Raw genomic sequence first — 15,193 nt, 5'->3', positions numbered from 1 at the left:
GAAAAACCAATATTCGCACGCCAATCCCAAGGATAACGGCCCCTCCATTTCATACCCGAATTCTTCACCAATGGCTCCGGAATTTCCCACCATGCACCTATCTCAAAGGAATCACGAGGAAGATTTTTCAATAACTTTTGATAACGAGGATCCATTAAAGCATCATATTGTAACAGGAAGGTTCCAGGTAAATGGTATCGCCGCATTAAAGCAACTTGCTTTACGACAGTTTGGTACAAAACGTCCTCCGTAATTTTTTTATCACGCGGCTCCAACAATCGAATAAAATTAACAATATTAACGATTTTGGGTTTTTGACAAAAAGAGAATTGGTGTATAAAAAGAAGAACAAAACAACCGAGGATAATCTTTTTCATTTCATAATATTTTTTATTCACCCAAACTTTCTGTCACAATAATAAAAATTAGGATATTTATCTTTCCCTTGTGAGTCTATTCTATACGACCCTCCTTGAAACCAACCCTATAAGGCATAAATCTTCCCATTCAATGTACCCTTCAACTCTGCATTCCCCCAGTAATCGAAGTAAATAATTTTCATAAAGAACGAAATTTAATATTACTCGATTATCAAAAGCAAAAGCCAATCCTGAGATTGGCTTATATTTTCTAATCAATTAAAAGAGTTTCTAAAATCCGACGGAGAATAATTCGTTTTATTCTTAAACAGCTTGCTAAAGGATTGCGAATGCTCAAAGCCCAATTCGTAGGCAATTTCACTGATCGACAATTCGGTAGTTGAAAGTCTTTCTTTAGCCTTCTCAATTAATTTATTATGAATGTGATGTTGCGTGCTTTGACCCGTTAATACTTTTAGTAAAGAACTTAAATAATTGGTCGAAACATTCAATTTCTCTGAAATATTTTGAACTGTTGGCAGGCCACTCTCTATCAAATTATCACTATTAAAATACGCGGTAAGAATTTCTTCTAAACGATCTAATATTTGATGATTACTTATTTTTCGTGTCAGGAATTGACGTTCATAGAATCTTTCCGAATAAGTTAGCAACAATTCTAACTGGGCGATGATAACACTTTGACTAAATTTATCAATATTGGAGTGATATTCTTGTTCAATATTTTGGATAATATGATTCATTACATTTTCTTCCTTGTCCGAAAGGAAGAGTGCTTCATGCACTGAATAATCAAAGTATTCATATTGCTTTATGGTTTTTGCCAAGGGAGAATGCCACAGAAAGTCCGGATGAAAAAGCAACATCCATCCCGACCTTTTTTCTGAATCATTTTTTCGATGCTCAACGCCAAAAACCTGATTTGGCGAAACAAAGAACATGGTGCCTTCATCAAAATCATATTCCTGTTGGCCATATTTGAATTTGGCATCACAATTCCTTTTCAAAGAAACAGAATAAAAATCAAAAATAGAATTTACCAATCCAATTTCTGGTACCTTTTTAAGGTCTTCGATATTTATCACGCTGATCAACGGATGTTCCGGCTTAGGTAATCCTTTTAATCGATGAAACTCACTAATTGTTTTTATCCTTACAGGTGGTGGGCTAATCATGCTCATAATATAATTATTTTTACTCGAGAAATTTCAAATCTTCATCACTTAATTTTATTTCGGTCGCTTTTAAATTTTCTTTAAAATGCTGCAAAGACGAGGTTCCTGGTATCGGTAATATCCATTCAGAGCGGTGCAACAGCCATGCTAAATTTATTTGCGCTTCGCTAGCGTCATATTTCTTTGCGATAATTGAAATCCTTTCATCCTTTTTAGGCATCGACCGAAATAAAGAGAAGTAGGGAATTAGGGCTATTTTATTCTCCTCACAGATAGCCAGTATTTCTTCTCCTCCTCTAGTTTCACCTCCATGAGCTAATTGTATTGAATCCCGTTGTGCATGACCATACATGTTTTCAACTGTGGCAATATCTCCCATTGTCATCGCTATATTCAATTCATCGGGGTTCACATTACTCACACCTACATGCAGAATCTTCCCCTCCTTTTGCATTTCAAACATGGCATCCATTGACTCTTTAAAAGGCACATCGCCGCCCGCAATTATTCTGAAATGGACCAGTGTTATCTGTTCCGTTTTAAGGGTACGTAAATTATTTTCTATACTGGTGCGCAAATTTTCGGGTCTGTTAAATGGTATCCAGCTTTTATCCGGCGTTCTTGCACCACCAACTTTAGTGCAGATTACCAAATTCTCAGGATAAGGATATAATGCTTCTGCTATTAACCGGTTAGTCACGTCTTCTCCATAATAATCGGCAGTATCTATAAAATCAATACCACTGTCAATACATTTTTTTAATATTTGCAGGGCTTCTGGTCGGTTTAGCGGTTCCCCCCAAATACCTTCCCCTGTAAGCCTCATCGTTCCGTAACCAAAACGTTTTACCCTCAGCGGATGAGTGCTTTGTTCTGCAATCGTAATTTCTTGTGAATTCATAAAAAATTTTTTCTATTTTTAATTCAAACCCAATGTAGCTACCAATCTAATGCTCCTTCATCACCAAAGAAACCTCCCGTCGGTGCTTCAGTACCCAAGGTAGCATATTTTACAATTACCTTGGCACCTTGCTCTACCGTTTGAGTTCCCTGATAGTGGTTTAAGTTGGTGGCAGTATAACCAGGTGTTACACTGTTTATTTTAAAATTGGAATTTTTAAATTCATTCGCCAGCATCACCGTAAATGCATTCAATGCCGTTTTAGAACAGCTATAAGCATCATAGATTCCAAAATTGGAATTTTGTGTATTGCTATGAATAGCTAAAGACCCCAAACCACTCGAAACGTTTACGATCCTCGGTTCCTTCGATTTGGTCAAAAGAGGAATAAACTGTTGCGTCGTTTGCACTGCACCTAAAAAATTGGTATCAAATACGTTTCGCAAATTCTCCATTTTAATGGCGGAGATATTTTGCGGCTGGCCTCCGGAAATACCCGCATTATTAATTAAAACATCCAATGATCCTAGTTTTGCGTCTAATAGTTCTTTTGCCTTTTGAATAGAAGCAATACTGGTAACATCCAACTCCACAAATTCCACATTGGTGACACCCAAATCATTCAATTTTTTTATAGCATCTAAACCCTTGTTTTTATCCCTGCTTCCTACATACACAAAGTACCCTAATTGAGCTAATTGCTTAGCTGTTTCAAAACCAATTCCTTGATTGGCACCCGTTATTAATACTGTCTTCATTTTTCAATTTTTTGTTTAAATAGTTTATTCAATAAGCCGTAAAACCAAAACTCCTTTAGCTTGTTAGAATGTAGGTGTTTTTTGTACTTCTGTTTAATCAATTTAAGACTTTGTAAGGGCCCCTTGCGAATAAAAGTGCAGAAGGGGAGTAAGACTTCTGCGTTCGCCGCAAGTTGTCAGAAATCACTGTAGAGCATTAAGTCCAAAAATCTTTATTTTTCGATAGCTCACTTACTTACTATATACGGTCACAAATTCCTTTACAAAATCTGCGAGTTTTACTTTCCCTAAAATAGGCTTGTGTTCGATATAATCTCTGTACAATATATTATTACGTCTACCGGCGTTCATCTCCACCAACCCTTTGGCAATCTCAGGATTCATTCCCGCGGCCTTCATCCCATTAAGCATTTGTTCGTCAGGGACTTCCAGCCATTTCAAATCCGGTTTACCAATTGCTTCGCCTAAGGCTTTTGCCACTTCGTTGGGAGAAACCTCATCACTGGCAATGTAACGAACTTCCCGGCCCTCAAAAGGCTTTTCCATTTCTTCGGCAATCACCGTAGCAATGTCTAAAGGTGAAACCCATGGCTCTTTTTTATCACCACCATAATTTTGGATAATAGCACCATGTGTTTTTATGGTTGGGATAAAAGCAAACATATTATAATAAAAGCCAACCGGTCGCATAAATTTAATGGAGACATCTTCCGGTAACTGTCTTAAAATGTTTTCAACATTGTAATGAAACGCCAGCATGCCATTTTCCTTATCCGTATGTGCACCAATGCTGCTAAGATGAATAATTTTCTTTACCCCAGATTCTTGAACTGCTTGCTTATAACTATTGGCGATATTATTAATTGCCACTATATAATTTAGATTAGGATCAAAGAAACTACCGGAACCCAATGCTTCCATAAGGTAAACGATATCGGCTCCTGTAAAAACTCCTGTAAGGAACTCCGGATCTTCCATCTTTCCAATGGCAGCTTTTGCACCTAAGGCTTCGATATCCTTTCGCCTTTCCTCTTTGCTGCTGATAACTGTAACCCAATGTCCATCTTGCAATAACATTTCAGTAAGCGGTTTGCTGATATGTCCTAAGGAACCTGTGAGAATAATTTTCATTTTTTTTCGTTTTTGTCAACGCAAAGATCTACCCAAACAAAGCAATCAGTGTAGCCAAATCTATGTATGTTGTAGCCAAAAAATGAGCGCATAATAAATCGCTTCCTTATTTTTCCTTGCCAGTGGAAGTTAATATATGCGTTATTAATTGGGGATTTGCCGATTTCCAAAAAAGGTATTCCACAAAATTTGCCATAAACCTTGTTAGAAAAAGGTTTAACCAATAGAAAAACGCTATCTTTCCTCCACATTTTTATTATTTATAAATAAAAGATAATTTTGCACATTGCTGCGTTAAGTAGCCACCCAAAAAGGAAGAACTATGTTATCGAAGAAAACGCAATATGCTTTTAAGGCTTTAATGTATTTGTCTCAACAAAAGGATAATGGGCCAATTCTTATTGCCGAAATTTCTCGAAAGAAAAAAATACCTTTAAAATTTTTAGAAAATATTCTTCTGGAGATGAAGAAGGAAGGCATACTTGGAAGTAAAAAGGGGAAAGGAGGGGGTTATTTTTTAGCCCGTGAAGCAAGTGATATCGTGCTGGCTGACGTAATGAGACTCATTGAAGGCCCTATTTCATTGCTGCCTTGCGTGAGTTTACATTTTTATAAAAAGTGCGAGAATTGTAATGAAAAAGAATGTGGGTTGCGAGATACATTAATTGAAGTTCGTGATGCGAATCTAGCCATACTAGAACACAAAACCGTCCAGGATCTTACTTAGTTTCTAATCTATATTTTTAAAAAAGCGCCGGCAAGTTTTATTTTGCCAGCGCTTTTTTAATCTATTTATAATCGATCTAAGCCTTTGCCGACTTGTCCTTTACTTCTTTTTTCTTCACCGGTTTAGGTGCAAACATGGCCAGCATTCTTCTGCCTTCCATTTTAGGCATACTTTCCAAAGATCCAGAATCTGCCAGACGTTCAGCAAATTTCAATAAAAGCAGTTCTCCACGATCTTTAAACATAATAGCACGACCCTTAAACTGTACATACGCCTTCACCTTGTTCCCATCTTGCAAAAATTTCTCAGCGTGTTTAGCTTTAAAGTCGAAATCATGATCATCCGTACCGGGGGTAAAACGGATTTCCTTTATTTCGTTTTGCTTAGAATTGGCTTTCATCTCCTTTTCTTTACGTTTTTTCTCGTAAAGGAATTTCTTGTACTCTACTACTCGGCAAACGGGAGGTGCCGCATTTGGCGATATTTCAACCAAATCCAACTCCAATTCAGCAGCAATTTTTCTTGCTGCGTCAATTGAGTAAACACCTACTTCCACGTTATCGCCTACTAGGCGCACTTCGGGAACTCTAATTCTTTCGTTGATACGATGTTCCGGTTCTTGTTGTCTGGGAAAACGCGGATTATGTCTTCTGTGTACTAATGCCATTCACTATTTTTTGGTAAACTAAACGGTAATTTTTTTTGACTTTTAAATTAAAAATTATTGCAAATATTGTACAATACTTTGATTTCACAAAAAATGCTTTGAAAATTTAAGGTAAAACTGACAAATGCAAGAAAACAAAAAGAAAAAGCTACAAACCTCGTAAGCCGGATTCTGTTTCTATGCTATCATTTATCTACCCAAAATATTACTACTTTGGTGTTGCTGCCTACCCTGTTGCGCTGCCTAAGCATCGAGCGAGCCGCCCTCAAACACAACTATACGTGGCATTGCAGCGTTTAAGGTTTACCCGCGAAGTGCATTACTGCACTTTGCCGTGCGCTCTTACCGCACATTTTCACCCTTACCTGCATAAAGCCGGCGGTTATTTTCTGTGGCACTTTCTGTTTTCAAAATAAATTGAAACCCGGCTATTCACCGGTAAACTGCCCTATGCTGTCCAGACTTTCCTCGGCATAAATGCCGCGATAGCACGAGTTTGTAGCCAAGCAAAGATAAACTTTGTTTTCTTTAATTTACTTTTATTATCAACCTCCTTTTACTTCATTTCTTCTAAAGCGGTCGTGAACGGCTTTTTCGTCTGCAGCACTTAAAGAAGTATGCTTCTTCAATAGACCGACGAAATAATTCACTTCTAATTCTGTTGACGGACAGCCGATATTATGCCCTTCCTCTTCAGATGTACTTCCAGACTTAAGTTTTGAATTGGCTATGAGGTTTCCATTTTCATCCAAGATGAGCCAGAAGGGAATACCTTCGTCTCCTCCTCCATATTTTTCCAGCATTTCTTGTCCCCCCGGATTATCGAGCGATACTTTGTCAGCATGTTCCATTACCGTAATATGTTCAATGACAAAGTTATCATCAAAATATTTTTTGCAAGACGGATCATTTATAGAAGCATCCATTCTTTTACACCAAATACACCAAGAAGCATGAAACATTATTAATACTTTTTTGTGTTGCTGCTTTGCTTGTTGTACAGCATTGCTAAAAATCTGATCGGCCGTTTGTGGAGTAGTTTGCGTTTGTGCCGTGGCTATTAGGCCTAAGAAAGAAAAAGCCAGTACTGCTATAAAATATTTCTTCATTGTACTTCATTTTATCATCAAATGTAAAAAATTACTTGTAACCCGGTCAAAAAAATAGCCTCACCTAGAAAAATAAGAGAATTTGTCCGTGAATTGCGGCGAATAAAAGCCAGAATAGTCATTATCGAAACAATACCGCTCAGACACTTAGACCTTATCGCCTAACTCGTAGAAAACTCACCACAGCCCAACTCAATCACCGTAATTTCCGGTAAAATACCCACCCTACCCGGATAACCAAGAAAACCATAGCCGCGGTTAACATATAGGTATTGCTTTCCCTGTTGGTAAAGTCCCGCCCATTGTTTGTACATATATTGGATTGGACTCCATTTAAAATGTGGCAATTCCACACCAAATTGCATGCCATGGGTATGTCCAGCTAAGGCTAAATCAATTGCAGGATATTCAGGTCGTACCTGTGCATCCCAGTGACTGGGGTCGTGACTCATCAATATCTTAAAGGGTATATCTTCCGTTCCGATGCATGCCAAATCCAGCTTTCCATATTTAGGGAAATGCCCCTTTGCGCCCCAATTTTCAATACCTATCAGCGCGATTTTTTCACCTTGTCTTTCAAAGATTACATGTTCATTCATCAACAACTTCCAGCCCATGGCAGCTTGCAACTTTTTCAAGTCCTCCAAGTTTTGAGCCTTGGCCTCGGGCGATTTCCAATCATAATAATCGCCATAATCGTGATTACCCAAGCTACTATAAACCCCCAAAGGCGCTTTTAATTGAGAAAATAAATCGGTATAATTTTCCATTTCTATTGCTCGATCATTTACTAGATCTCCGGTAAACAAAATAAGATCCGGTTTTTCATTCAATACCATTTCCACACCTTTACGAACAGCAGCCTTGTCTGAAAAACTACCACTGTGAATATCACTAAGTTGTACTATTTTCAAACCTTTGAAAGCCTTGGGCAAATTGGGGAAATTTATCTTTACTGTACGAATACGATAATTATATTTATTACTAAGACCATATATAAAAACGCCTAAGAAACTTGCGCCGAAAATCATTCCTAGCCAAACCAGAAAACTGGAACGTGGGATATTTTCACCTGAAGAGATCTGGGCAGCAGTTTTCTCCGGCACCATTCTTTTGATCGTCCAAAAGATGCCACGCCTTGTTTCGTCAAGCAATAAAACAGCTACCGTTAATAGCTTTGCAATCAGTATTCCGACGACAAATGTGAGTACATAATTACGCGTACGCGCCTCCAATCCACCCAAAACAAATAATGAAATTATGGTGGCAAGGCTTACCAACCAATGAAGAGAAAAAACAGTCAGACGTATCTTTTGAGAATAATTTTGTGTAAGAAATCGCAAAACGAAATATAAATAAATGTCAATAATCAAAATAAAAACCAACAATAACAGCCGCACATGAACAAACCTTCTCATATATATTCTTTTATGTGTTTACAGAAGTATCAAATTCAAAAGTAAAAAGTTAATACAACTTCTTGGGCTCCCGCAGAGAATAATCGGCAAATAATCGGCAAATAATTTGTGAAACATTCGGGGCCAATTCGGAATAATGAATAGCAAAAATTATATTTGCTCTCTTCTTTCACTTTCTCAACTTTAAAATATTGATTATGCAATTCACGTACTATGGTCATGCTACTTTTGCAGTTATTATTCAAGGGAAAACCATTTTATTCGACCCTTTTTTCACCGGGAACCCCTCTGCGAATGGCATTGACGTCGACTCAATTAAAGCAGATTATATTTTTATCACCCATGGACATGGTGATCATGTAGCCGACGCATTACCGGTTGCAAAAAAAACAGGCGCATTAGTGGTTGCGGCTCCGGAAATTGTCAACTGGTTAAACAAGCAAGGATTGGAAAAATTGCATCCTATAAATCACGGCGGCCCGGTAGATTTTGGCTTTGCCAACGTACGTGCGGTAAATGCGATACATTCTTCGGGCTTACCGGATGGTAGCTACGGTGCCAATCCTTTAGGCTTTGTATTTACATCTAAAGAAGGCAACTTTTATTATGCGGGTGATACAAGCTTAACAATGGACATGCAATTATTGCCCTATTGGACGAAATTGGATTTCGCCGTTTTGCCAATTGGGGGAAATTACACAATGGACGCAGCTGATGCGGCTATCGCATCAGATTTTATTCAGTGCAATAAAGTTATTGGCGTACACTACAACACCTTCGATCTAATAAAGATTGATACGCACAAGGCTACTAAATTGTTTGCAGACAAGGGAAAAACGCTCTTGCTTCCTAAACCTGGAACAACAATCAATGTATAATATTTTGGTATAATTTGTAAGATTTTCCACAATTCACCATTCGCTTTTCACTTTTCACTTTAGAAATGTATCTTTGAGCGGATAATAATATAGCATATGGCAAGAATCATTGGCGTAGCCAATCAAAAAGGCGGCGTAGGTAAAACAACAACCGCAATCAATTTAGCAGCAAGTTTTGCAGTACTCGAATATAAAACGTTGCTCATTGATGCTGATCCTCAGGCTAATAGCACTACAGGTATTGGTTTCGATCTGCATAACGTCACTAACAGTTTGTATGACTGTATGGTAAACGAAACACCCGCACAAGAGGTGATTTTGAAGAGCGATGTGCCTTTTCTTGATTTGATACCATCTCATATTGATTTGGTGGGTGCAGAAATTGAAATGATCAATTCTCCTAATCGTGAAAATGTAATGAAAACAATATTGGAACCCATCAGAGACCAATACGATTTTATTGTCATTGACTGCTCCCCTTCATTGGGATTAATTACCGTAAACTCTTTGGTAGCCTCTGACAGCGTAGTAGTACCTGTACAATGCGAATTTTTCGCGTTAGAAGGATTGGGGAAATTATTAAACACCATAAAAATCGTTCAAAATCGCCTTAACCAACAATTGGAAATTGAAGGTATATTAATGACCATGTATGACGGACGTTTACGGTTGAGCAATCAAGTTGTGAGTGAAGTTAGACGCCATTTTGATGAATTGGTTTTCGATACCATCATCCATAGGAATACACGTTTGAGTGAAGCTCCAAGTTTTGGCAAGCCTGTAATACTTTACGATTCAGACAGTAAAGGCGCAATTAATTATTTGAATTTAGCTAAAGAGGTTTTGCAAAAAAACAATATGACTAAAATTCCCAACAAGAAAAAAATAATTCAATAACCTGTTGCTGTATTTAGATCAGCAAACAAATAACGGATATTATACATAATGGCAACATCAAAAGCAATTCCATCAAAGAAACCGACACAAGGCAAAGAAGCGCTTGGTAAAGGTATACGCTCTTTGTTGGAGAATATCGACTCTGACTTGAAAACAACCGCTGGGAATCTCAATCCTAAAATTGTTGAAGAAGCTACCGCTTCCTTGCGTATTGCCATTAAGGATATTGAAATAAATCCTAAAAATCCACGTAACGATTTTGATGAAAAAGCAATGAATGAATTAGCTGCCTCTATCAAACTGCACGATATCATTCAGCCTTTAACTGTCAGCAAAATGCCAACCGGCAAATACAGACTGATTGCGGGTGAACGTCGCTTTCGTGCTGCTAAAATAGCCGGTTTAAATGACGTACCCGTATATGTTCGTCACGCGAATAATGCAGACTTACTTGAACTCGCGCTACTAGAAAATTTACAACGCGAAGACTTAAATGCCATTGAAATAGGTTTGAGTTATCAAAGAATGATGGATGAACTGGCCTATACCCAGGAGCAAGTAGCTGAGAGAATGGGCAAAGAAAGAAGCACCGTCGCCAATTATATTCGTTTGTTAAAATTGCCTCCCGATATTCAACTGGCAGTTAGATATGCTACAATTAGTATGGGTCATGCGAGAGCATTAATTACTTTGGAAACTGTTGACAAACAACTTTTTGCTTTTAAAGAAATAAAAGAAAGAGGCCTAAGTGTCAGACAAACAGAAGCTTTAGTAAAATCGATTAATAATTCCGCGTTGCAAAACAGTGCAAAAGCATCCCCGGGTAGTCAACTACCCCCCGCTTATAAAAAGATTGAAGACAATCTTGCATCTCACTTCGGCACAAAAGTAAAATTGGCACATAGCAAAAAAGGTAATGGCAGTATTTTAATCGAATATTATTCACTGCAGGAACTCAATAAATTATTGGAAACAATGAATATTCACGTGGGTTAATTATATTGAATGTACCATCTTAAAACTTCCCTTCTTCTGGTTTTTTGCTTAGTAATAAGCAATATTTTGTGGGGCCAGCAACAAGATTCTTTGCACAAAGTAATATCCTCAAAAACGTTACTCCCTATAACGGCAAAGACGGATACACTGGGCAATAGAAGCCTAAAAGCGGCAGCGGATACTATTGCGCAAGATGCGCAAAGACCTGTTCTTAACAACTTACAGCTTAAGCAAAAGCCCAAACACACACCACAAGAGGCCACTCTTCGATCAATTATATTTCCTGGATTAGGGCAGGCATATAATCATGAATACTGGAAAGTTCCGCTTGCAGTTGCAGCAGTGGGCGTGCCTGTTTATTTATTTATTAGTAATAACAAAGAATATAAAAAGGCCCGTTTTGCCTACAGTGCTGTTTTTAACTCTTTACCCTTATCACAAGGTGGCGAAAATGACGATTCTCAAATTTCTAAGATGGACCCCAAGTTTAAAACTTACTATGATTATGAATCTGGGCAAGCCAATGGCAAACAAAACTTTCTAACCTCCGTACAAGCCTATCGTAATCAATTTAGACAATATCGTGATTATGCCCTTTTGGCCGTTTTACTAGGCTGGGGACTGAATGTGGCAGATGCTACTGTTTTCGGGCATTTACGAGACTTTGACGTAGGCCCCGATTTAAGTATGCGTATTAATCCAACATATTTTCAATATGTACGCGCACCGGGCATTGCATTTAGCTTTACTTTGAAATAAACCCGATTGTTTTTTTTAATTTTGATTTTTTATGAAAATAGCATTAATAGGATACGGAAAGATGGGAAAAGCGATTGAAGAAATTGCCATAGCCAAAGGACATGAAATCGTCCTAAAAATAAATATTGATAATACAGAAGATTTCACGGACGAATCCATCAAAAAAGCAGATGTCGCTATTGAATTCACAGGGCCGGAAACTGCCGCTGCCAATATCTCTAAATGTATTAAGGCAGGCGTAGCCATTGTCTCTGGCTCTACTGGTTGGTTGACGCAGTGGGAAACTGTAGCCCAATTAATCGAAGAAAAAAATGGTGCTTTCTTATATAGTAGCAATTATAGCGTAGGTGTAAATCTGTTCTTTGAACTGAATAAATACCTCGCAGAACTGATGGAACCTTATCCAGAATACAATGTATCCTTAGAGGAAATTCATCATACACAAAAAAAAGATGCTCCAAGCGGAACAGCTATAACACTTGCTGAGCAAGTATTGCAAGCTATTAAATCAAAAAAGCAATGGGTAAATCAACCGAGTGAAAACAAGGAAGATTTGGTCATTCTTTCCGAGAGAATAGATCCTGCACCTGGCACACACAAAATAATGTATCACTCTGCTATTGACGATATTGAAATTATACATACAGCACATAATCGCAAAGGTTTTGCCGGTGGCGCTGTGTTGGCAGCAGAATTCTTACATAATAAATCAGGTATTTTTACCATGAAAGATGTATTGTTTGGCGAATAAAAATAAACCACACTCCAATAAAAAATAAAGTATCAACCAAAATGATCTCCGCGGAACTTTTTCAAACATTCAAAAATATCATTGGTGAAAGTAACGTTTTTGCTGATGAGGAAACACTGCAACATTATTCGCACGACGAAACAGAACGATTATCTTATCTGCCTTCCGTGGTATTAAAGCCTCGTACAACCGAAGAAATAAGTGCTGTCATAAAACTTTGTAATGAACATAAAATTCCAGTGACGCCCAGGGGAGCCGGAACAGGTTTAAGCGGTGGTGCTTTAGCAAATTATGGGGGCGTTTTATTATCTATCGAAAGGATGAATAAGATTTTGGAGATCGATGAACGCAACCTGCAAATAATTACCGAACCGGGTGTTATTACCGAAGTCTTACAAGAGGCCGTAAAAGAAAAAGGATTATTCTACCCTCCCGATCCAAACAGTAAAGGGTCTTGTTTCATTGGCGGTAATATTGCCGAAAATAGTGGTGGTCCAAAAGCTGTAAAGTACGGAGTGGTGAAAGATTACGTCCTTAACTTAGAAGTTGTTTTGCCCACCGGTGAAATCATTTGGACTGGTAGTAATGTTTTGAAAAATGCTACTGGCTATAACCTTACACAATTAATTGTAGGAAGTGAAGGAACCTTAGGTATTGTCACTAAGATTGTTTTAAGACTAATCCCCTTTCCAAAGTACGACCTGTTAATGTTGGCACCATTTGCGTCGGTAGAAAAGGCAAGTGAAGCCGTGAGTGCCATCTTCCGCGCAGGTTTTACACCGAGCGCTATGGAATTGGTAGAAATAAATGCATTGAAAATTACCAGCAAACTATTGGGCAGTCACGCTGTTCCGGTAAACGACGATATTGAAGCCCATCTCATCATTGAAGTAGATGGTAACAATATGGATGTGCTGATGCAAGAAATGGAAGCCATCGCTACTCTATTACAAGATTTTGAAGCTGGTGAGATCTTTTTCGCTGATGATGCACAACAAAAAGAAGAGCTTTGGAAAATACGCCGCCGGGCCGCAGAAGCAGTAAAACTGGACGGCTACACTATTGAGGAAGATACGGTGGTTCCCCGGGCGGAGCTGCCAAAATTAATAAGGGGTGTAAAAGCACTGGGCGCTAAGCATAACTTTGAAGTAGTCTGCTATGGTCACGCAGGAGATGGCAACTTACACATACGCATTAAGAAAGAAGGTATCCCCAATAGCTTTGAAAACCAGGAAATGACCGCAATACTTGAAGAACTTTTTAAACTGGTATATAATCTTGGCGGAACTATTAGTGCCGAGCATGGAATCGGACTGATTCAGAAAAGATATATGCCTATTGTATTTAATGAAGTACAGTTAAATCTAATGCGTGGTATCAAAAAAACATTTGACCCCAACAATATTTTAAACGTGGGGAAGATATTCGATCTTTAAAACTAAATCTGATAAAATAAATCGTATGATAAAAAAGATATCTGTATTGTTTTTGTTTTCATTTGTATTAATAAATGCATTTGCACAAAATACCAATAACAGCGACGATCAAATAGAATTCAGTAACTATAACCAGCAAGATACAACGCAGCAAAAACCTCATCATTATTTTTTGGGCGGCAACTTTTTGGCCGGCTTCGGCGACGGTGGGGGCTCATTTGGTATTAATCCATCGGTAGGCTATTCCATCAATCAATATGTAGATGTAGGTGTGGGCTTCAACGGTATTTATAGCTACCAGAAGTTCTATACGAGTGAAAAATACCGTACCTGGAATATAGGCATCGCACCGTTTGCAAGGGTTTATCCCGTAAATTTTTTATTCTTCGAAGCATCCTTTGAAGAGAATTTTGTCACCTCCCGCATAATCAATCAGGACGGCAGTAAGCAACCGAGAGAGAATTACAATGCGCCAAGTTTAATTGGTTCGATTGGTTATGCCACCCGCGTTTACGGCCAATCGAGCTTCTTTTTCAGTGTGGGAATGGATTTCTTGAACAATATTAATTCACCTTATCGCGATCATTATATAGACAATAACGGCATACTTCGCTCTAGTATACAACCGGTCATCAAAACAGGCTTCAATATCAATCTTTGGTAAGGATTTCCATAATTTCTTCTGGTGAACTACAGATATCGATATTATCAGGCGTATACAGGAATCCTTCCGTACGCATAGTTTTTGTATGCTCAATCAGCGCATCATAAAAGCCCGCAGAATTGAGTAAAATAATTTTCTTATTGTGAATATTCAGCACATTCCAAGTAATGGTTTCAAACATTTCGTCCAATGTGCCATTTCCACCTGGTAAGATTAAAATAGCTTCACACAGGCTATACATCATCTGCTTGCGTGTATGCATGTCTTCCACAATATGAATTTGCGAAAGGTTTGTGTGTGCACGTTCTTTTTCCACCAACATTTTAGGAATAATACCAGTAACATAACCCCCATTATTTAAACAGCGATTGGCAACAGCCCCCATTATTCCTGAATTACCACCACCATAGACAATATGAATATTATTTTTTGCCAGTAATTTTCCTAATGCTTCAGCATGTTCAAGATAGACGGGGTTCTTGCCATTTTGAGAGCCGCAAAATACCGCAACGGATGAAATCATTTTATTTAAATTTTAAAAGTTAT

16 protein-coding genes, 1 other RNA gene and 1 pseudogene are annotated in these 15,193 nt (G+C 38.1%); 8 read left to right on the top strand and 10 right to left on the bottom strand.

Annotation, left to right across the window (positions count from 1 at the left end; genetic code table 11):
* The 5 genes and pseudogenes from ACQR30_RS14860 to ACQR30_RS14840 all read right to left on the bottom strand — a co-directional run.
* Nucleotides 1-377, bottom strand: a pseudogene (locus ACQR30_RS14860) (hypothetical protein); the annotation flags it as partial.
* A gap of 257 nt (nucleotides 378-634) precedes the next feature.
* Nucleotides 635-1,555, bottom strand: coding sequence for a helix-turn-helix domain-containing protein (locus ACQR30_RS14855; protein ID WP_429736499.1), 921 nt, complete (start codon nucleotides 1,553-1,555; stop codon nucleotides 635-637).
* Between the two features lie 19 nt (nucleotides 1,556-1,574).
* Nucleotides 1,575-2,456 carry an aldo/keto reductase gene (locus tag ACQR30_RS14850; RefSeq protein ID WP_429736497.1) on the bottom strand — a complete coding sequence of 294 codons (882 nt, stop codon included), beginning with the start codon at nucleotides 2,454-2,456 and terminating at the stop codon, nucleotides 1,575-1,577.
* A gap of 38 nt (nucleotides 2,457-2,494) precedes the next feature.
* The gene (locus tag ACQR30_RS14845) at nucleotides 2,495-3,214 is read right to left on the bottom strand and encodes an SDR family oxidoreductase (RefSeq protein WP_429736495.1); all 720 of its coding nucleotides are present in this window, start codon (nucleotides 3,212-3,214) and stop codon (nucleotides 2,495-2,497) included.
* Nucleotides 3,215-3,445: 231 nt separating this feature from the next.
* Nucleotides 3,446-4,345, bottom strand: coding sequence for an NAD(P)H-binding protein (locus ACQR30_RS14840; protein ID WP_429736493.1), 900 nt, complete (start codon nucleotides 4,343-4,345; stop codon nucleotides 3,446-3,448).
* A 322-nt stretch (nucleotides 4,346-4,667) separates the two neighbouring features.
* Here ACQR30_RS14840 and ACQR30_RS14835 point away from each other — a divergent pair, with 322 nt between their 5' ends.
* Entirely contained in the window at nucleotides 4,668-5,072 is a 405-nt protein-coding gene (locus ACQR30_RS14835; protein ID WP_429736491.1) for an RrF2 family transcriptional regulator, read from the top strand.
* A gap of 76 nt (nucleotides 5,073-5,148) precedes the next feature.
* Here ACQR30_RS14835 and infC read toward each other — a convergent pair whose 3' ends face one another.
* The 4 genes from infC to ACQR30_RS14815 all read right to left on the bottom strand — a co-directional run bounded on the left by infC (nucleotide 5,149) and on the right by ACQR30_RS14815 (nucleotide 8,266).
* Nucleotides 5,149-5,739, bottom strand: coding sequence for a translation initiation factor IF-3 (gene infC, locus ACQR30_RS14830; RefSeq protein WP_429736489.1), 591 nt, complete (start codon nucleotides 5,737-5,739; stop codon nucleotides 5,149-5,151).
* A gap of 144 nt (nucleotides 5,740-5,883) precedes the next feature.
* Nucleotides 5,884-6,241, bottom strand: an RNA gene (rnpB, locus tag ACQR30_RS14825) — RNase P RNA component class A.
* A 43-nt stretch (nucleotides 6,242-6,284) separates the two neighbouring features.
* Complete coding sequence (locus tag ACQR30_RS14820) at nucleotides 6,285-6,848, bottom strand: thioredoxin family protein (protein ID WP_429736487.1); 564 nt, start codon at nucleotides 6,846-6,848, stop codon at nucleotides 6,285-6,287.
* A gap of 161 nt (nucleotides 6,849-7,009) precedes the next feature.
* On the bottom strand, nucleotides 7,010-8,266 hold the full coding sequence (locus ACQR30_RS14815) for a metallophosphoesterase (protein ID WP_429736485.1): 1,257 nt from the start codon (nucleotides 8,264-8,266) through the stop codon (nucleotides 7,010-7,012).
* Between the two features lie 197 nt (nucleotides 8,267-8,463).
* Here ACQR30_RS14815 and ACQR30_RS14810 point away from each other — a divergent pair, with 197 nt between their 5' ends.
* From ACQR30_RS14810 to ACQR30_RS14780, 7 genes are all read left to right on the top strand, one after another.
* A complete protein-coding gene (locus ACQR30_RS14810) occupies nucleotides 8,464-9,144 on the top strand; it encodes a metal-dependent hydrolase (protein ID WP_429736483.1) in 681 nt (226 codons plus the stop codon).
* 96 nt (nucleotides 9,145-9,240) lie between these two features.
* The gene (locus ACQR30_RS14805; protein WP_429736481.1) at nucleotides 9,241-10,041 is read left to right on the top strand and encodes a ParA family protein; all 801 of its coding nucleotides are present in this window, start codon (nucleotides 9,241-9,243) and stop codon (nucleotides 10,039-10,041) included.
* Between the two features lie 48 nt (nucleotides 10,042-10,089).
* Nucleotides 10,090-11,037 carry a ParB/RepB/Spo0J family partition protein gene (locus tag ACQR30_RS14800; RefSeq protein WP_429736479.1) on the top strand — a complete coding sequence of 316 codons (948 nt, stop codon included), beginning with the start codon at nucleotides 10,090-10,092 and terminating at the stop codon, nucleotides 11,035-11,037.
* Nucleotides 11,038-11,046: 9 nt separating this feature from the next.
* Nucleotides 11,047-11,796 (top strand): DUF5683 domain-containing protein, encoded by a 750-nt coding sequence (locus ACQR30_RS14795; protein WP_429736477.1) that lies wholly within the window; start codon nucleotides 11,047-11,049, stop codon nucleotides 11,794-11,796.
* A 31-nt stretch (nucleotides 11,797-11,827) separates the two neighbouring features.
* On the top strand, nucleotides 11,828-12,547 hold the full coding sequence (gene dapB / locus ACQR30_RS14790; protein ID WP_429736475.1) for a 4-hydroxy-tetrahydrodipicolinate reductase: 720 nt from the start codon (nucleotides 11,828-11,830) through the stop codon (nucleotides 12,545-12,547).
* Between the two features lie 41 nt (nucleotides 12,548-12,588).
* Nucleotides 12,589-13,983, top strand: coding sequence for an FAD-binding oxidoreductase (locus ACQR30_RS14785; RefSeq protein ID WP_429736473.1), 1,395 nt, complete (start codon nucleotides 12,589-12,591; stop codon nucleotides 13,981-13,983).
* 25 nt (nucleotides 13,984-14,008) lie between these two features.
* Nucleotides 14,009-14,647: a hypothetical protein gene (locus ACQR30_RS14780; protein ID WP_429736471.1), complete on the top strand. Its 639-nt coding sequence runs from the start codon at nucleotides 14,009-14,011 to the stop codon at nucleotides 14,645-14,647.
* Here ACQR30_RS14780 and ACQR30_RS14775 read toward each other — a convergent pair.
* The gene (locus ACQR30_RS14775) at nucleotides 14,634-15,170 is read right to left on the bottom strand and encodes a TIGR00730 family Rossman fold protein (RefSeq protein WP_429736469.1); all 537 of its coding nucleotides are present in this window, start codon (nucleotides 15,168-15,170) and stop codon (nucleotides 14,634-14,636) included. The two genes, ACQR30_RS14780 and ACQR30_RS14775, sit on opposite strands and share 14 nt — an antisense overlap.
* Nucleotides 15,171-15,193: the final 23 nt, after the last annotated feature.

Source organism: Arachidicoccus sp., assembly GCF_050436765.1.
Lineage (GTDB): Bacteria > Bacteroidota > Bacteroidia > Chitinophagales > Chitinophagaceae > Arachidicoccus.
This window is presented reverse-complemented; position numbering and strand designations above follow the sequence as displayed.